General features: G+C 69.4%; 18 protein-coding genes and 2 tRNA genes. 7 read left to right on the forward strand and 13 right to left on the reverse strand.

Annotated elements, in window-relative coordinates:
- Positions 1 to 368: 368 nt before the first annotated feature.
- From clpX to A8W25_RS10695, 5 genes are all read right to left on the reverse strand, one after another.
- Positions 369 to 1,661, reverse strand: a complete 1,293-nt coding sequence (clpX, locus tag A8W25_RS10675; RefSeq protein ID WP_067158960.1) for an ATP-dependent Clp protease ATP-binding subunit ClpX — start codon at positions 1,659 to 1,661, stop codon at positions 369 to 371.
- Positions 1,662 to 1,817: 156 nt separating this feature from the next.
- Positions 1,818 to 2,495, reverse strand: a complete 678-nt coding sequence (locus A8W25_RS10680; RefSeq protein ID WP_067158963.1) for an ATP-dependent Clp protease proteolytic subunit — start codon at positions 2,493 to 2,495, stop codon at positions 1,818 to 1,820.
- 80 nt (positions 2,496 to 2,575) lie between these two features.
- On the reverse strand, positions 2,576 to 3,193 hold the full coding sequence (locus A8W25_RS10685) for an ATP-dependent Clp protease proteolytic subunit (RefSeq protein ID WP_067158965.1): 618 nt from the start codon (positions 3,191 to 3,193) through the stop codon (positions 2,576 to 2,578).
- Positions 3,194 to 3,526: 333 nt separating this feature from the next.
- Complete coding sequence (gene tig / locus A8W25_RS10690) at positions 3,527 to 4,924, reverse strand: trigger factor (protein WP_067158967.1); 1,398 nt, start codon at positions 4,922 to 4,924, stop codon at positions 3,527 to 3,529.
- A 245-nt stretch (positions 4,925 to 5,169) separates the two neighbouring features.
- Positions 5,170 to 5,246, reverse strand: a tRNA-Pro gene (locus A8W25_RS10695).
- A 152-nt stretch (positions 5,247 to 5,398) separates the two neighbouring features.
- Here A8W25_RS10695 and A8W25_RS10700 point away from each other — a divergent pair.
- The 6 genes from A8W25_RS10700 to A8W25_RS10725 all read left to right on the forward strand — a co-directional run bounded on the left by A8W25_RS10700 (position 5,399) and on the right by A8W25_RS10725 (position 9,891).
- Positions 5,399 to 5,469 (forward strand) — tRNA-Gly (locus tag A8W25_RS10700).
- Positions 5,470 to 5,712: 243 nt separating this feature from the next.
- Positions 5,713 to 7,122, forward strand: coding sequence for a tyrosine-type recombinase/integrase (locus A8W25_RS10705; RefSeq protein ID WP_158942479.1), 1,410 nt, complete (start codon positions 5,713 to 5,715; stop codon positions 7,120 to 7,122).
- A 278-nt stretch (positions 7,123 to 7,400) separates the two neighbouring features.
- Entirely contained in the window at positions 7,401 to 8,099 is a 699-nt protein-coding gene (locus A8W25_RS10710; protein WP_067158969.1) for a hypothetical protein, read from the forward strand.
- A gap of 139 nt (positions 8,100 to 8,238) precedes the next feature.
- Positions 8,239 to 8,583, forward strand: coding sequence for an excisionase family DNA-binding protein (locus tag A8W25_RS10715; RefSeq protein WP_067158972.1), 345 nt, complete (start codon positions 8,239 to 8,241; stop codon positions 8,581 to 8,583).
- The gene (locus A8W25_RS10720; protein ID WP_067158975.1) at positions 8,564 to 9,610 is read left to right on the forward strand and encodes an HNH endonuclease; all 1,047 of its coding nucleotides are present in this window, start codon (positions 8,564 to 8,566) and stop codon (positions 9,608 to 9,610) included. Before A8W25_RS10715 ends, A8W25_RS10720 begins: the two co-directional genes overlap by 20 nt.
- On the forward strand, positions 9,607 to 9,891 hold the full coding sequence (locus A8W25_RS10725; protein ID WP_067158978.1) for a hypothetical protein: 285 nt from the start codon (positions 9,607 to 9,609) through the stop codon (positions 9,889 to 9,891). Before A8W25_RS10720 ends, A8W25_RS10725 begins: the two co-directional genes overlap by 4 nt.
- A 365-nt stretch (positions 9,892 to 10,256) precedes the next feature.
- Here A8W25_RS10725 and A8W25_RS10735 read toward each other — a convergent pair whose 3' ends face one another.
- The 4 genes from A8W25_RS10735 to A8W25_RS32195 form a co-directional block, all read right to left on the reverse strand.
- Positions 10,257 to 10,502 (reverse strand): hypothetical protein, encoded by a 246-nt coding sequence (locus tag A8W25_RS10735; protein ID WP_067158984.1) that lies wholly within the window; start codon positions 10,500 to 10,502, stop codon positions 10,257 to 10,259.
- 326 nt (positions 10,503 to 10,828) lie between these two features.
- Positions 10,829 to 11,665, reverse strand: a complete 837-nt coding sequence (locus A8W25_RS10745; RefSeq protein ID WP_067158996.1) for a helix-turn-helix domain-containing protein — start codon at positions 11,663 to 11,665, stop codon at positions 10,829 to 10,831.
- A complete protein-coding gene (locus tag A8W25_RS10750) occupies positions 11,649 to 12,173 on the reverse strand; it encodes a DUF6879 family protein (RefSeq protein ID WP_067158999.1) in 525 nt (174 codons plus the stop codon). The genes A8W25_RS10745 and A8W25_RS10750 overlap by 17 nt, the downstream gene beginning before the upstream one ends.
- Positions 12,157 to 12,363: a hypothetical protein gene (locus A8W25_RS32195; protein WP_079125952.1), complete on the reverse strand. Its 207-nt coding sequence runs from the start codon at positions 12,361 to 12,363 to the stop codon at positions 12,157 to 12,159. Before A8W25_RS32195 ends, A8W25_RS10750 begins: the two co-directional genes overlap by 17 nt.
- 329 nt (positions 12,364 to 12,692) lie before the next feature.
- Here A8W25_RS32195 and A8W25_RS10755 point away from each other — a divergent pair, with 329 nt between their 5' ends.
- Positions 12,693 to 13,019, forward strand: a complete 327-nt coding sequence (locus A8W25_RS10755; RefSeq protein WP_067159001.1) for a terminase small subunit — start codon at positions 12,693 to 12,695, stop codon at positions 13,017 to 13,019.
- A gap of 262 nt (positions 13,020 to 13,281) precedes the next feature.
- Here the strand turns inward: A8W25_RS10755 and A8W25_RS10760 are convergent, their stop codons facing one another.
- From A8W25_RS10760 to A8W25_RS10775, 4 genes are all read right to left on the reverse strand, one after another.
- Positions 13,282 to 13,476, reverse strand: coding sequence for a hypothetical protein (locus tag A8W25_RS10760; protein ID WP_067159004.1), 195 nt, complete (start codon positions 13,474 to 13,476; stop codon positions 13,282 to 13,284).
- Positions 13,477 to 13,604: 128 nt separating this feature from the next.
- Positions 13,605 to 14,063, reverse strand: a complete 459-nt coding sequence (locus A8W25_RS10765) for an HD domain-containing protein (RefSeq protein WP_067159007.1) — start codon at positions 14,061 to 14,063, stop codon at positions 13,605 to 13,607.
- A 5-nt stretch (positions 14,064 to 14,068) separates the two neighbouring features.
- Positions 14,069 to 16,495 (reverse strand): ABC transporter permease, encoded by a 2,427-nt coding sequence (locus A8W25_RS10770; protein ID WP_067159010.1) that lies wholly within the window; start codon positions 16,493 to 16,495, stop codon positions 14,069 to 14,071.
- On the reverse strand, positions 16,495 to 17,310 hold the full coding sequence (locus tag A8W25_RS10775; RefSeq protein ID WP_067159011.1) for an ABC transporter ATP-binding protein: 816 nt from the start codon (positions 17,308 to 17,310) through the stop codon (positions 16,495 to 16,497). Before A8W25_RS10775 ends, A8W25_RS10770 begins: the two co-directional genes overlap by 1 nt.
- Positions 17,311 to 17,434 lie beyond the last annotated feature (124 nt).

A 17,434-nucleotide genomic window follows, 5' to 3' on the forward strand; every position in this document is an offset into this window, starting at 1 on the left:
TTCCCGACGCAAGAACGCCAAGGGCGCCCGACGGAAACCCGTCGGGCGCCCTTCGTTTCGCCCCGACCGCCATGGCACGACCGCCATGGCACGAGCGGCACGATCGAGCCAATCCGAAGACGCAGGCCGCCTGTCGGAATCACGCAGCTGGTCATGGCTGGGCCTCCGTCCCCAATCCTTACTGCATCTCCGGTCTCCAAAAGCTGCGAGTGCCCTATGACACAGCAGTTGACGCCTGCAGGGTTGCGTGAAGTGACACAGCAGCCGAGCGGTCGGCTCGCCTGCGGCTGACTTGAGCACGTTACGCAAGGGCGCCCGGCCGGTTGGAGATCCAACCGGCCGGGCGCCCTTGTGTGTGCCCCGGACCGCTACGCGGACTTCTCGTGGCGGCCGTCGTTCTTCACGATGCGCGGCTCGCGCGGCACCAGCGTCGGGTTGACGTTGTTGTGGACGACGTCGGAGGTGATGACCACACGGGCCACGTCCTTGCGGGACGGGACCTCGTACATCACCGACATCAGGACCTCTTCCATGATCGCGCGCAGACCGCGCGCCCCGGTGCCGCGCAGGATCGCCTGGTCGGCGATGGCCTCCAGGGCCGGGCGGTCGAAGTCCAGCTCCACGCCGTCGAGTTCGAAGAGGCGCTGGTACTGCTTGACCAGCGCGTTGCGCGGCTCGACCAGGATCTGGAGGAGCGCCTCGCGGTCCAGGTTGTGGACGGAGGTCAGCACGGGCAGGCGGCCGATGAACTCGGGGATCATCCCGAACTTCACCAGGTCCTCCGGCATGACCTCCTGGAACTGGTCGCTGGCCTCGATCTCCCGCTTGGAGCGGATCGTCGCGCCGAAGCCGATGCCCTTGGCGCCGGCCCGGGACTCGATGATCTTCTCCAGGCCCGCGAAGGCGCCGCCCACGATGAACAGCACGTTCGTCGTGTCGATCTGGATGAACTCCTGGTGGGGGTGCTTGCGGCCGCCCTGGGGCGGGACCGAGGCCGTGGTGCCCTCCAGGATCTTCAGGAGGGCCTGCTGCACGCCCTCGCCGCTCACGTCGCGCGTGATCGACGGGTTTTCGCTCTTCCGGGCGACCTTGTCGATCTCGTCGATGTAGATGATGCCCGTCTCGGCCTTCTTGACGTCGTAGTCAGCGGCCTGGATGAGCTTCAGGAGGATGTTCTCGACGTCCTCGCCGACATAGCCCGCCTCGGTCAGCGCCGTCGCGTCCGCGATGGCGAACGGGACGTTGAGCATCCGGGCGAGGGTCTGGGCGAGCAGCGTCTTGCCGGAGCCCGTGGGGCCCAGCAGCAGGATGTTGGACTTGGCGAGTTCGATCGCGTCGTCGCGGCCCTGCGCGCCGCCGTTCTCGCCGGCCTGGACGCGCTTGTAGTGGTTGTAGACCGCTACGGAGAGCGCCTTCTTGGCGGGCTCCTGGCCCACCACGTAGCTCTCCAGGAACTCGTAGATCTCGCGCGGCTTGGGCAGTTCCTCCCACCGCACCTCGGAGGACTCGGCGAGCTCCTCCTCGATGATCTCGTTGCAGAGATCGATGCACTCGTCGCAGATGTACACACCGGGGCCTGCGATGAGCTTCTTCACCTGCTTCTGGCTCTTCCCGCAGAACGAGCACTTGAGCAGGTCGCCGCCATCACCGATGCGTGCCACGAGGTGCTTCCCCTTCGCCTGGGAGACGCCACGTTCAGCGGCTCCTGGTGCCTCATATCCGACGGTACCTTGCCTGGCCCCCCGTTCGGGCCCCCCTTGGCGCGGTTCACTTCGACGGGGACCGTCGGGTGGACCGCGCCAGGGGCTCCGGCTGCGTCAGGCGGCCGCGGCCGACGTCGTCTTGCGGGTCGACACGATCTGGTCGACCAGGCCGTACGCCAGGGCGTCGTCGGCGGTGAGGATCTTGTCCCGCTCGATGTCGTCCCGGATCTTCTCGATGGGCGTGGTGGAGTGCTTGGCCAGCATCTCCTCCAGCTGGGTGCGCATGCGCAGGATCTCGTTGGCCGCGATCTCCAGGTCGGAGAGCTGCTCACGGCCGGTCTGCGAGGACGGCTGGTGGATCAGCACGCGCGCGTTCGGCAGGGCCATGCGCTTGCCGGGGGTGCCCGCGGCGAGCAGCACGGCGGCGGCGGAGGCCGCCTGGCCCATGCAGACCGTCTGGATGTCGGGCTTCACGAACTGCATCGTGTCGTAGATGGCCGTCAGCGCGGTGAAGGAGCCGCCGGGGCTGTTGATGTAGATCGAGATGTCGCGGTCCGGGTCCATCGACTCCAGGCACAGCAGCTGCGCCATGACGTCGTTGGCGGAGGCGTCGTCGATCTGCACACCGAGGAAGATCACGCGCTCCTCGAACAGCTTCGCGTACGGGTCGTACTCGCGCACGCCCTGCGAGGTGCGCTCGACGAAGCGCGGCACGATGTAGCGGTTGTCCACCTGCGGGCCGGTGTAGAGGCCGCTTGCGGAGAGGTTGTTCTGCATGTCGGGGTTCACCATCCTGGTGGCGTTCGGTGGGCTCTGGGGCTTCGGGGCCGGGGCTGGGGTCCCCCGGCTCACCGGGAGCCGGGGGGAGGGGCTCAGGCCCCGGTGCCGCCGCCGCCCGGAACACCGGCCGCGTGGGCCATGATCTCGTCGATGAGGCCGTACTCCTTGGCCTCCTCCGCCGTGTACCAGCGGTCGCGGTCGCCGTCGCGGATGATCGTCTCGACCGTCTGGCCCGAGTGGCGGGCGGTGATCTCCGCCATGCGCGTCTTCGTACGCAGCAGGTACTCGGCCTGGATCTTGATGTCCGAGGCGGTGCCGCCGATGCCGGCCGAGCCCTGGTGCATCAGGATGTCGGTGTTCGGCAGCGCGAAGCGCTTGCCGGCGGCGCCGCCGGTGAGCAGGAACTGGCCCATCGAGGCCGCCATGCCCATACCGATCGTGACCACGTCGTTCGGGATGTACTGCATGGTGTCGTAGATCGCCATGCCGGCCGTCACCGAGCCGCCGGGGCTGTTGATGTAGAGGTAGATGTCCTTCTCCGGCTCGGCGGCCAGGAGGAGGAGCTGTGCGGTGATCTTGTTGGCGATGTCGTCGTCGACCTGCTGGCCGAGGAAGATGATGCGCTCGTTGAGCAGCCGGTTGTAGACATGGTCGCCGAGGCCACCACCGAGGGACGGCTCGCCGGCGGCGTAAGGCATCAGATTCGTCACGTATCCACCTGCTCGTCTCTGACGGCTTCGGCCGTCTCAGCGTCTTCGTTCAGAGGGCGGGGCCTTTGGGGCCGACTCGTCACCGGCTGACTCCACCCCCGTATTCATGGACCCTAACGCGCAGGTAGGACAACGCCATCCCGGTTCCCGAACTGTTCGCTCGGAGCGCAAGGTGGTTGAAGCGCGGGGCCGTACGGAACCGGCCACGGGCCGCCCGGGCGGGCGCCCGGTCCGGGTACGCGGAAGGGCCCGGACGCTGCTGCGTCGCGGGCCCCTCCTTACGTACGTCGCACGTGGTCAGGCGGTGCCTGCCGTACGAGGTCCGGCCGAGGCTCAGGCCTCGGTCTTCTCCTCGTCGTCACCGTCGACGACGGCCGCGACGGTCTCGGCGGCGGCCTCGACCTCGGCGGCGTCGTCCTCGTCGTCCTCCAGGTCAACGGCCTCGCCGTTGGTGTCGACGACCTTGGCGGCCTCGACGACCACGGCCAGCGCCTTGCCGCGGGCGACCTCGCCGACGAGCATCGGCACCTGGCCACCCTCGACGACGGCCTGGGCGAACTGGTCGGGGGACATGCCGGAGGAGGCGGCACGGCGCACCAGGTGCTCGGTGAGCTCCTCCTGGTTGACGTTCAGCTTCTCCTTGTTGACGAGCTCGTCGAGGATGAACTGCGTCTTGATGCCCTTGACGGCCGCTTCCTCGGTCTCGGCGTCGAACTCTTCCCGCGTCTTGCCCTGGATCTCCAGGTACTTGTCGAGGTCGAGGCCCATCTGGCCGAGCTGGTGGTGCTCAAGGTTGTGCGTACGGGTCTGGATCTCGTCCGCGAGGAGCTTCTCGGGGATCGGGACCTCAGTGATCTTCAGCAGCTCGTCGAGCACGCGCTCCTGGGCCTGGGTGGCCTGGTCGAACTGCTTCATGTTCTCGAGGCGCTTGCGGCTGTCGGCCTTGAGCTCGTCGAGGGTGTCGAACTCGGAGGCGAGCTGCGCGAAGTCGTCGTCCAGCTCCGGCAGTTCGCGCGCGGCGACCTGGGTGACCTTGACGCTGACCTCGGCGTCCTTGCCCTCGGCCGAGCCGCCCTTGAGCTGCGAGGTGAAGGTGGCCTCGCCACCGGCCTCCAGGCCCTTGACGGCCTCGTCGATGCCTTCGAGGAGCTCGCCGGAGCCGATGGTGTACGAGACACCCTCGGCGACGCCGTCCTCCAGGACCTCGCCGTCGACCTTGGCCTCCAGGTCGATCGTCACGACGTCGCCGTCGGTGGCGGCGCGCTCGACCGGGGAGGTCGAGGCGAAGCGCTCACGCAGCTCGGTGACGGCCTTCTCGACGTCCTCGTCCGAGACCTCGACGGCGTCCACGGTGACCTCGATGCCGGAGTAGTCCGGGATCTCGATGGTCGGGCGGATGTCGACCTCGGCGGTGAAGTTCAGCGTCTCGCCGTCCTTCAGCTCCGTGATGTCGACCTCGGGCTGGCCGAGCGGGTTCAGCTCGGCCTCGTTGACCGCCTCGGTGTAGAACTTCGGGAGGGCGTCGTTGACGGCCTCCTCCAGCACAGCACCACGGCCGAACCGCTGGTCGATGACGCGGGCCGGGATCTTGCCCTTGCGGAAGCCCTTGACCGTGACCTGCTGGTTGATCTTCTTGTACGCCGCGTCGAGGCTGTCCTTGAGCTCCTCGAAGGGCACCTCGACAGTGAGCCGAACCCGGGTCGGGTTCAGGGTCTCCACGGCGCTCTTCACGGTTCGGTCTCCTTGTGGCTGACTTCTGGGGGTTCTACCCGGTGGCCGACGGCCGCGGGCGGATGGGGCCCGGTTCATCGGATTGGTCAGACACACGGGCACGCAGCTTGCATAGTAACCGCAAGCGGGATGCCACCCACAATGTGATCTTGTGCGCGGAGGTCGCGGTGATCTTGTGCGCGGAGGTCGCGCGAGGCGCGCGGGAGATCGTGTAAAGGCGCGCTGGTCGGTCGTACAAGGCGCGCTGGTCGGGGTGGCGGGATTTGAACCCACGGCCTTCCGCTCCCAAAGCGGACGCGCTACCAAGCTGCGCCACACCCCGTCGGTGCGACACGTAGGGTACATGCCCGCAGGGAATACGTCGGCCGCTTTGCACAGCGGGCCACGAGGCCGGACGCGGTGTGCACGCGCGGGGTGTGACCCGCTACGATGCTCTTCGTGCCGCGGTCATTCCTGACCTGCGACACGACGCACGCGGGCGTAGCTCAATGGTAGAGCCCTAGTCTTCCAAACTAGCTACGCGGGTTCGATTCCCGTCGCCCGCTCTTGGTAGGAACATCCAGGTGAGAGCCGGTCTCCGCAGTGCGCGGACACCGGCTCTTTCCGTTCCTGCAGAGCCGTGCGCGGGATAACGCAGGATATGCGCGCGAGGAAGTCACCAACCGGGGATGGCTGGGGATCATGATCCGTCGATCCCGGAAGGCTCGCGCACCTTGTCCACCTCACCCAACTCCCCTGCCTCTCCCGACGCGTCCACACCAAAGAGGACCGGCCGACCGCGCAAGCGAGTGCGCTCCTCCGGCGCCGGGTCCGCCGAGCGCCTTCGGTCCGGTCGGTACCGCGCCAGCTACCTGCACCCCGCGACTGCGGAGCGGCATTACGCCCCGCACACCTTCGCCACCAAAGCTGAGGCGCAAGCCTGGAATCGCCAGCATCTCGCCGCTATCGACAGAGGCGACTGGTTCGATCACAGCCAAGGGGACGTGTTGCTGAGCGACTATCTGACGCTCTGGCTGGATACGAACCCGAGGATCACGAAGGACAGCACGCGCGAACTGAACCGCGACGAAGCGGGCCGCTGGATCCTTCGCGAACTGGGAGACCCGGCAGGCCCCGGCGGAAGCGTGGAACTCGGAGCCATGACGCTCCGCCAGATCGACCCGGCCACCGTGCGCAAGTGGTACGACGCCATGCGCAAGGCCGTGCGCGCGAGTGCGGTCGCCAGGGCGGAGGCCGTCAAGCCGCGCGAGCACCCGGCACGCTGGTGGGCCAGGGAGACCGGACGGCCGGTGAAGTCCTCGGGACGGCTCAGCCCCCAGATCCTGAATGCCTGGGCCGAGGCAGGCAGCCCCAAGCCGCCAGCGCCCGAGGCGAAGCCGAACGCAGGTGCCGAAGTGACCGCGCGGGTCTACCGCACGCTGCATGCGCTCTTGGCCGCCGCCGTGACAGATGAGCTGATCAAGGACAACCCGTGCAAGATCACGGGCGCCGGTCAGGCTCCCCAGGTCGACCGCGCCCCGGTCTCCGCCGAGGAAGTGACCGCCCTCGCGCAGAATTACCCGGAGCGCTACCGGGCGGCTGTCTGGTTCGCCGTGTTCACCGCCCTCCGGCCCGGTCAGGTCTTCGCCCTGCGCCGCAAGGACGTGAACCTGGACAAGCGGCTCGTCCACGTCGCGCGGGCAGTCGGCAAGGTGCACGGCCGCAAGGGACTCCACTTCGACACCCCGAAGACCACCGGCACCGACCGTTGGAAGCGCATCCCCGAGGAACTGGCCGTCATTCTGGCGCGCCACATGAAGGAGCACACCGGCCACGGCCCTGAGTCGCTGCTCTTCACCACAACCCACGGCAACATCCTTGCCAGTTCGCACCGTTCGACGTTCTTCGACCGCGCCCGCCGCAAGATCAATCGGCCCGACCTTCGCTGGTACGACCTGCGCTCGGCGTCGGCGATGTTCATGTACGAGCAGGGCGCGACGCGTACTGACGTGAAGCGACATCTCAACCACAAGACGGACGCCGCCGCTGCACGGTACGAACGGACCAGCGAGGAGCGGCGCCGGAGCCTGATGGACGGATTCGGAGCCACCTTCGGGCTCACTCCTGCCACGAAGGCACCGGGGCCGGACGACGGCGCCGGGTCAGGGAAGGTGATCCCGCTGCACGAGCGACCCGCGTCCAAGAACCGCACGGCCTGAGCAACCAGCGGGCACAGAGGGGCCGCCCCGTTCGCCACGTTCCAGTTGCGGTCCGTCACGGTCTGTCGTACACAAGATCACATGGCTGTGTGTCATCAGCACCACTCCGCCGGAGCCGCGCCCGCCAGGGGCGCGGCTCCGGCGGACGTGTTCATGGCCGCACCCTGCAAGTCGGCCGAGCACGAGTCGCCCGCGACTGTGTCTCCAGCGGCGGGGGGCAGGCAGGTCGCCGAGGCGACCCCCAGGGGGCCAGGCAGTTCGCCGAGGCGCCCGCCAGCGTGCTGCGCTCGCAGCGGCTCGGCGTGGCAGCGGTCGAGAGCGTCCCCGAGTCGGCCGCCTCGTGGGCAACCGGCATATGGTCGATCTCAGAGTTCGCCCGTTCCCTGAACCGGGCCCCCCTCGACCTGTCCGGCGCACTCAAGGCCGCCCAGATCGCCCAGACCATGACCAAGAGCCTGGAGGGCACGCGGCCGGTATTCGAGCTGTGGGGAGGGGGCGGGCAACGCCGGGACAAGAGTCCCGGGACGGCACGTATCCGGCTGCGCCTGGACTTCGCGATGCGTTCACTCAGCGTCGATCGCCGCAGCCTGCCCATCGGCTTCCTTTCTGCCGTGCTGGCCGGTAGCACCGCCCGCATGGAGTCCATGGCTCGTTCGGCGGTGCACAGCGCCACCCTCACTCCCGCAGCGAGTCACCAGCGACGGGCCTCTGAACTGGTCGAACTGGGTCGCGTGCTACTCGCTCTTGTCCACGGCGTGCGTCTGCTCGGCGCATGGCTGACCGCCCTTGCCGTACTGGTCACCCGGCTGCTGCGCGCCACATCCACCCCCGACGCGCTGCCCCGGCGTGCTGTGCCGCCCCGCCATCCGAGCAGCACGGGCCCCCCGCCGCAGTGCCGCATCCCGAGGATGCGTGTGCGCTGCTGCCCGTCGACCGCGCCGACCTCGACTGGGCTCGGCGCGGCACGCGCTGCATAAGGCCGCCTCACCCGAGGCGGCCGATCGCGGGTACGTCTTCGACGCGCCCCGCGCCGCACAGCCCTCCCCGGTCCGCTTCCGCCCGACCCCACATGCCCGGCGGACGCCCTTCCGAAGACGTGCCCGGACAGGTGAAGCCGTGTCCAAGCACAGCACCCCCAACGCCAACACGTCCGCCTCTGAAGCGCCCGCCCACTGCGCGCAGTGCTCGCAGCCCCAGGGCGCCACCGCGTGCGGGGACCGGTTGCTGAGCATCCCCGAGGCCGCCGAACTGCTGGGCACATCAACTCGGATGCCCCGCCGTCTCGTTGTCGAGCGACGCGTCCCCGTGGTCAAGGTCGGTCGTCACGTCCGGTTCTGGGAATCGGACCTCCTGGCCTACCTGGCCGCCCAGACGATCCCGGCCCGCACGGCGGGACACCTCTCTGCCCCCGGCACCGCGCGCGACACGAAGGGGATCGCCCGTGCCGTACGTGCTCGTTGACGACCGACACAAATCGGACCCGGTGTGGTCGCACCTGGCAGACGGCAAAGCCGCCCGCGTGGTCATCATCCGGGACGCGTACGTGTGCCTGATGACCGCCTCCGCCGAGCAACTGACCGACGGCTATCTGACGCTGGCCATGGCCACGACCGCCCTGCGTGACCACACGGCGGCCGACCAGCGTCGCCTGCCCGCCCTGCTGTCCGAGCCCGTGCTCGGGCGCCCGGTCAAGCTCCACCGCCGGGGCGACGAATGCGCATGCATCCCGCGCGGCTGGGACGAGGGCTGGGACTTCTACATCCACGAGTTCCTGAAACACAATCCGTCCAAGAGGCAGAAGACGCTGCGGGACGGCAAACGCCGGGACCTGGCGGACCCGGGACTCAGGGCCCTGGTCCTGCACCGCGACGGTTCGTACTGCCGCTACTGCTGGTCGGGGCCGTTGAACAACAAGCTCGGCGCGGCCAAGTTCCCGGAAGCCGCACAGCTGCGCCTGACGTACGACCACGTCGACCCCGAGGCCCCTGCCGGTCCGGACGGCGCCAACCTGGTCATCGCCTGCCAGCGCTGCAACCAGGCCAAGGGGCCCTGCACCCCCGAGGTAGCAGGGATGCCGGTGCTGCCCGCGCCCACGGCCGAGGAAGCAGCGGCGCTCCCGGTCAACTTCCGGGGCAAGTACACGCTGCTGGGGCGGCCGAACGAGACTCCCGATCACCCCCTCAATCAACGCGAAATCACCGATCCGGTCATCGATCCATACATCGATCCGACCATCGATCCTCACGGCGATCTGGACGCCGGTCCCGGACCTGTCCCGAGCTTGGCACGTCCCGAATGCCCTGGTCACACCCCAGATCACCCCTGCGACGTGATCGCACCGCTGTCTGGGTCGGGTCGGGTCGGGCCCCCGGTGATTCGTTCCGAATCCAACCCACCCGAAGCCCGGGATATCGGCTCCACTCCCCACCGGCCCGCAACCCAGATCCCCCACGCTGTCCAACCGCAACCCGAAGGAGCCCGGTCATGACCGCCTACTACCACCCCATCACCAACGCCCGAACGGTCATTGCCGAAGTCGAGCAGGGCACCAAGGGCAACGAACTCGACCTCGCGTACCACCTCGCCCGCACGCTCGGAGCCCTTCACGAGGTGCTGGGCGTCCTCGACACGATCGCCTTCACCGCCGCCTCCAGCCCGCTGCGGGACAGGATGATCGCCGGGATCAGCGAAGATGCCCCCGCCCCTGGGCGCGCTGAGACGGCCCGTCCAGCCCGAGGCCGGGGCTCCGGGCCCGGCGTTCGCCGATGATCGGCACTCGGGCCGTCGCGTCCAGAGGCGGAAGCCGGGGGCGACAAGGCGGCCAGCTACGGGGTAGCCCCACCGGCAACAACTGTCCGGTGGGGCTATCTGGAACGACTACTTACTCCTCGGCGTCATCAGCCTTGGACACACGCAGTGGACCTCGCCGCATGTGTGGTGCGGCCGCTGGTCCCCGGAAAGCCTCAGGGGCTCGTTCGTGAGCTGGGCCGCGTACTCCTGCGGCGGTTCCGTGTACGGGCTGTTCGTCTTGCAGTGCGGGCACGCCCACCGCCCGAAGATCCCTCTCACACGCTCCCCGCAGTTCACGCACTCGTGTGCGGTGATCTCCGGCAGCTTGGACATGTCCTCACCGACTACGGGTGGCTCGGAGACCGGCCCGAGCGTTCGAGGACTCCGGCGCGCACGGCTTCCGCCAGCGCCTGCGCCAGCGAAGCGGGGATCATCCCCACGTCGACCCAGGGCGTGCCCTTGCCGCTCACGACAGGGCGCAGCCGGGCTGTGGCGCCCTCCGACGCTCCGAGTTCGTTGAGAGCCTGCCGAACCTCCTCGGTGGCATCGGCGGCCTTGTCCCATCCGCTCCGCCACTGTCGCATCTCCATCAGCTCGTCACCGTCCCCGCCGCCGGAGTCGGCGTGCGATCGTGCCCATCGCTGTGGGCCCGGATCTCTTCGGCCGCCTCATATGCGGTTCTGTGCTGGCCGAGCTGAATGGCTGCCCGCGCCTGTCCGTCGAGTGCATCGCACACACCGCACCCGTGCGGCTTGACGTAGCCGTACAGCCAACCGTCGTCCAACGGCCGTTCGATCGGCGCCTGTGAGTACCTGACTGAATCGATCATGTCCCCTCGCTGCCCTCGGAAGCCTGGGGACAAGAGTCGTCCGGCAGACGACACCCTCCAACGGGTATGCGCGTTGTGGACTAAAGATCATCTGCGGCAGGACGCGGCCCACCTGGCGAGTTGTTCGCGTGCCGCGTCCCCGAAGAGCGCGTGGTCCTCGTACCGAGCGAAGCGGGCGATCATGTCGCGGATGTCGCGGGGATCTCGGAACACCATGGCACCTAGATCCAGTTCGGCCGTCGCCAGTGTGTCGTCGTAGACCGTGAAGGTGTTCAGGGCTCCACTGGCGAAACGCACGCCCAAGGGGATCACCCCGAGCCTGATGTTCTCCTGATGTGTGAGGGAACGGAGACGGTCGATCTGCATGGCCATCTGGTCCGGCGGCACCAGGGGGTACCTGACCGCCTGCTCTGTCAGGAGAAACGTGAAGCGCTTGGACCGGTCGAAGAGGATCTGTTGCCGCTCCAGCTTCATGCCGACGGCCTTGGCCTGCTGCTCGGCTGGTGCGTCGGTCAGACTCGCCCGCACGTACTCCGGCGTCGCGAGGAGCCCCGTGATCATGGACAGCAGGAAGTACCGGAAGGTGGTCGACGACGCTTCCAGTCCCGCGAGTTGGATCTGTTTCTTGTCCAGCCCCTTGCGGCGGAGAGTCCGGCCGTCCTGCCACTCCGTCTGAGCGATGCGCGCCAAGGCCATGACCTCGGCCACGACGTCGGGCGGAGCCTGGAGCCCGCGCAACAGTTGCTCCACGTCGAGGAGCGAAGGGCGCGCCTTGTTGCCCTCGATGCGGCTGATCTTGGACTGGGACATGTTGCAACGCGCGGCAAGCCGGACCCCTGAGAGTCCGGCTTGCTTGCGTAGCTGCTTGAGCATGGCCGCGAGCTGGCGCCCCGACTGGTCAAGCTGCTCAGGCTCGTATGTCACCCTGCGCGTACTCCTGGAACGGCACCGACTCAGCCAGCGCGATGCGCTGGTACTCGACGTACGGGGCCGGGTCTCCCTCGTACAGTTCCCGGCTGATCTGCATCCCGTCCTTCGCGTAGTGCATGAGTACGACCTCCGACCTGTCGAAGAGCCAGAAGTCCGATACGCCTTCGAGAGGGTTCGGGCGGTCGGTCACGTCCAGGATCCGGACCTCGTCGCCCGCCAAGGCGTGCGCCTCGTAGTACATGAACTCAAAGCGCAGGTAGTCCGTCAGAGGACGCGTGACGACGTGCACGCGTCCCTTTGACCGGCCATCGGCCCTGATCGCTCTCAGGCCCTCGGTGTAGGCCGATGAGTAGGTCTGCGGGTCGATGCGCTGCCCGGCGAGGAAATCCCTGATGTCGCCGTCCTCCGAGGGCACCTTGTAGGCGGGCAGCGTTTCCAGCCTCCACGCCTCGCGCTTGAAGCCCTGGACCTTGGCCGTCCACGCCTCACCATCCAAGAGCACGCACGGCCTCCTTCAGTACGTCTTCGGGGATCTCCACCAGGCCCTCACCGGCTGGTGTCGTGAAGGCGGTCGACAGGTCGCCTTGGACGACAAAGGACCCAGTGGCCGTTCGGTAGACGTTGGGGCAGTCGTCGTTGTTGCAGTTGCCGTTCCCATTGCCTGTGAGTCGGGTCAGTTCCTCGCGCGCCATAGCTGAACTCCCCTGGTCGGCAGCCCGCCTCGGGCCGTTGGCACGACGGTACGAGGATGGCTCGCGTCGGTCTATGCGTGAACGCGACTATGCGCGTTGTTGCATAGAAACGTGGCGCCGCACTCGCCGCTTGGTTTTTTGGGAGCCGAGACGACGTGGACACCCCGCGCCCCCCTGTTCTCTCTCCCCGGCCAAAACAGAGTTTTTCAGTCCAAAAGCGCCTATACCTGCATTCACCTGGGGAAACTCGACCTATGGCGACTACTAAGCGCACACGAGGTACGGGTGGGCAGGATGCCCGCCGCGTGAGCGGTCGGGTGGAGCGTCGGATGGGTGAAGCGCTGCGGGCCGCCCGGCACGGGGAGAAGGCCGACGCCCGGTACGGGGCACTGGAGGCTCTGGCGCTGACGTTGGCGCGTGGCATCGATGGTGCGACCGAAGCCGCTGACGCTCTGAACGTCGCCCGCCTCTCCAGGCCCCTCATGGACGTCCTGCGAGAGCTGCGACTGACCCCGGCGAGTGCCCCGACCCCCGGCGGCGACAGGACCGTGCTCGACGAGTGGATCCGTCACATGACCACCCCTGTGTACACGGACGGGTCCTGGGACGCCCCCAGGAGCGGGGTCCCCCATCCGGCGCAGGATCGCGCAGGATAACGCGGGATAAAGAGCGGTTCTCGGCGGTCCGTGGCGGTCAGCAGCGGTCGCGTACAACACTCCACGCTGGTACGTTGTTGCAGGTCAGCAGCCTGAAACTCGGGCGCGCCGACACCCGGCCAAACCCTGAGTGGTCAGCCTTCCAAACTAGCTACGCGGGTTCGATTCCCGTCGCCCGCTCCACGGCCTCGGGCCCGGTGACTCGTCTCACCGGGCCCGAGGTGTTTTCCGGACCCGGCGCCTTCTCGGAACGTGAGCCGGCTCAGAACTTGATCTGGTTGATCGTGTCCGCCAGCGAGTTCAGAAAGCGCTGTATCGACGGCGCCATACCGGTCGACGCCATGAAGAACCCGAAGAGCGCGGCGACTATGGCCGGGCCGGTCTTGATGGAACCACCGCGGATCATCACCACGAGGACGATCGCCAACAGCAGCACCACAGACAGTGAAATGGCCACAACTGATCACACCCTTGGTCGGTCCGCCTTGCCGGCCCGAAGTGTGCCGCCGAGCACACCCCGCAGGCTCCATCGTGCCACCAATACCCCTTCAGGTACTGCCGCCTGACGCATAGCCAAGGTATGGATCACGCCAAGGGCCCCTGTGGGTCCGGGAGTCCGAGCAGGGCGCGCGCGGTGGCGTACTTCCGGGCCAGGCGGGTACGGGTCGGCGCGTCCAGGACGGCGAGGCGGGCCGGGTCCGCGTTGTGGGCCAGATCCGCCTCCTTGACCAGCAGCGCACCCGGGACGGCGAGGATCCTGGCCGTGTAGGACTCCAGGTCCTCGCCGGGCTCCTTGGAGAGCGCGAGCACCATCTCCCGCACCCCGGGGGCGAGTTCCGCCGCCGCCAGCCACTGGGGAGAGAGCGCCCCGTCCTCCACCGAGTCGTGCAGCCACGCCGCCGCGATCTGCGCCGGGCTGCCGCCACGCGCGCGTACGCCTTCGGCCACGGCCGCCAGGTGTTCGGTGTAGGGGCGGCCCGCCTTGTCCTTCTGGCCGGCGTGGGCCGCCCGCGCGATCGCCTCGACCTCGGGGAGTGTGAGCATGCGGCTCAGCGTAGGGCCGCGCGGGCGGGGAGCGCCGTGGAGGCGAGGCCCAGGCCCAGGATGCCCGCGGCGAACGAGGCGTACAGGAAGGGCGGGATGTACGGGTTCTCGCCGGTCAGGCCGTTCATCATCGGGATGAGGGTGGCCAGCGCGATCGCCGTGCCCAGGACCAGTCCGGCCGAGGTCACCAGCAGGGCCTCCCAGCGGACCATGCCCATGACCTGGCGGCGGGTGGTGCCGATCAGGCGCAGCGTGCCGAGCTCGCGGCGGCGGTCCAGGACGGTCATGACCAGCGTGTTCGCCGCGGCGACGGCCGCGAAGCCGCCGAGGACGGCCGCCATGGTGGTGTTGGCCCAGGCGTTCAGCTCACGGTCGACACTCTTGGCGGTGGCGTAGCCCGCCGCGTCCGTGACGGTGCCGAGCGGCGCCAGGGCGGAGGCCTGGACGTTCCCCTTGAGGAGGAGTTCCGTGGGGGCGCCGACGGTGGTCGTGTGGGAGGCCAGGTCGCGCTGCGGGAGGGTGATCTGGGCCAGGCCGAGGCCCCGGTCGTAGGTGGCCACGACCTTCGGGGACGCCTTCACACCGTCGGGCAGGACGAGGTCGAGGCGGCCGCCCACCTGGGCCTTGAGGTCGTTCGCCAGCATCTTGTCGAGGGCGACCGTGCCGGGCACCAGGGCGTCCAGGGAGCCCTTGCGTACGCCCAGGTCCTGGACGCGGGCCAGGTCGGCGCCGGTGCCGGTGAAGCCCTGGGTGGAGACCGAGTCGAGGCCGCCGCCGGCGTGGACCAGGACCGACGTCCGGGTCAGGCCCACCGCCGTCCCGACGCCCGGGGTCGCCTTCGCCCGCGCCACCGCGTCCGAGGCCAGGCCGTCCGGGCCGGTGACCACCCGGTCGGCGACGACGCCCGCGCGCTGCTGCTTCTCGGTGACGCGGTCCTCGCTGGTGTGCATGAAGACGAGGGTGGAGGAGAACGCCATGGCCAGCACGATCGGGGTGATCGCGGAGGCCAGACGGCGGGCGTTGGTACGGGAGTTGGCGGCCGCGAGCGAGGCAGGGGCGCCCGCCGCGCGCAGCGGCAGGCCGAACAGTGCGGCGCAGGCGCGGGCGATCAGCGGGCCGAGGAGGGCGACGGCCAGCATGAAGAGCATGACGACCCCGAGGGCCGCGTTGGCGGCGTCCTCGCCCTTCTCGGACGCGGCCACGCCCGAGAGCGCCAGGCCGCCGCCGAGGGCCGCCAGGCCCAGCGGCGTACGGATCCAGCCGATCCGCAGCCGCTCCACCGACGCGTCCCGCAGCGCCTCGCCCGGCTTGACGCGCGAGGGGCGGCGGGCCGCCATGTACCCGGCGAAGAGGGAGGTCAGCACGGCCGCGCCGCCCGCCGCGACCATCGGGATCCAGGAAACCGCCAGGTCCACGGCCTCCGGGACGGCGCCCTTGTCGCGGAGCTGGCCGAACCACCAGGTCGCGAGGGCCACGCCGGGAAGGCAGCCGAGGGCGCCCGCGAGCGGGGCGACCAGGAGGGTCTCGGTGGCGATGGTGCGCCGGAGCTGTCGCGGGGTCGCGCCGATCGCGCGGAGCAGGGCGTACTCGCGGCGGCGCTGGCCGACCGAGAGCGTGACGGTGCCGGCGGCGGTGAAGACGGCGACCATGGTGGCCATGCCGCCGAAGGAGCCGCCGAGCCCGGTCAGCATCTCCTTGGCGAAGGCGAGGCCGCGGGTCTCCACGGCGCCGCGGTCGTCCCCGGTGTGGACCTCGACGGAGTCCCCGAGCCGCTCGGCGACCCGGTCGGCGAGGGCGGAGGCGGTGACGCCGGGCTCGGGCAGCACGGCGATGGCGTCGGCCTTGCCGGGGTGCCCCGAGAGCGCGAGGGCCTCGGTGTCGTCGAACCACACCGTGCCGGGGTTCCTGGTGGTGCCGGACACCGTGAACTGCCGCTTGCCGGAAGGGGTGTCGACACTGACCCGGTCCCCGACGGCGGCGCCGTCGCCGGTCACCACCTGGCCGCTGCGGGGCGCGGTGCCGGAGGCGAGCTGGGTGCCGGTGAAGGCGGTCGAGCCCCAGCCGTGGGCGGTGCCGGGCGTATTTCCCGTACGTACAGGAAAGGAGACGTCCGCGATGGCGGTGGCGGCGCCGGGCGCCGCGGCCGCGCGGGCCGTGAGGGCGGCGTCGAGCCGCGCCTTGTCGGGCAGCGCCACGGACTCGGTGTCCCGGTCCTCGCCGCTGCCGGTGGTGTAGTGGGCCTGCTGGTCGGCGGCGGCGATGACGGGGGCGTTCGCGTACCGCTCGGCCGGGACGGACGCGCGGATGCCCGTCTCCAGCAGGATCCCGCACGCGGACACGATCATCGCGGCCATGAACAGGGCGACGAAGGTGCCGACGAACGCGGACGGTTTGAAGCGGACCGCCGCGCGCGCGAGGCCGTTGGTGCGCATCACGCCGCCATCCCCGCGTACGCGGCCGTCGGCCGGGCGGTCAGGGTGCGCATCCGGGACGCGATGTCGGCCGCCGAGGCGCGGGTGAGCGCGTCGACGATCGACCCGTCCGCGAGGAAGAGGACCTGGTCGGCGTAGGCGGCGGCGCCGGGGTCGTGGGTGACCATGACGACCGTCGCCCCCAGGCCGTCCACAGCCGTCCGCAGCAGCGCCAGCACCTCGGCGGCCGTCGTGGTGTCCAGGGCACCCGTCGGCTCGTCCGCGAAGACGACGTCCGGGCGCGTGACCAGCGCGCGGGCGATCGCCACGCGCTGCTGCTGCCCGCCGGACAGCTCACCGGGCCGGCGCCGCCCCTTCCCCTCCAGCCCCACCTGCCCCAGCAGCTCCTCGGCCCTGCGCCGGTCCGGGCGCCGCCCGGCCAGCCGCATCGGCAGCAGTACGTTCTGCTCGACCGTGAGCGACGGCAGCAGGTTGAACGCCTGGAACACGAACCCGAGCCGTGCCCGGCGCAGCTCCGTCAGCTTGTTCTCGCTCATCCCCGTGATCTCGGTCCCGCCGAGCCGCACGGATCCGTCCGTGGGCCGGTCGAGCCCCGCCGCGCACTGCAGGAACGTCGACTTCCCGGAGCCCGACGGCCCCATCACCGCCGTGAAGCTGCCGCGCGGCAGCCTGATGTCGATCCCCCGCAGGGCGTGTACGGCCGAGCCGCCCCGCCCGTACTGACGCCGCACCCCGCGCAGCTCGACGGCCCAGCCGGGGTCGCCCTCGGCGCCCTCGACCTCTGTGGCCCGCCGCTTGCTCCGTCGCAGTGCCATCGTCTTCGACCTCTCTCCGTACGTACGTTTCCCGATGCCTCGAAGTTACGGATCCGGGCAGGTCGCGGACCATGGCGGTTCCCGGCGGATCGGGGGTGGGGGAAGCCCCACCCCCGGGCGGGAG

The organism is Streptomyces sp. ERV7, from assembly GCF_001653515.1.
Classification (GTDB): Bacteria; Actinomycetota; Actinomycetes; order Streptomycetales; family Streptomycetaceae; genus Streptomyces.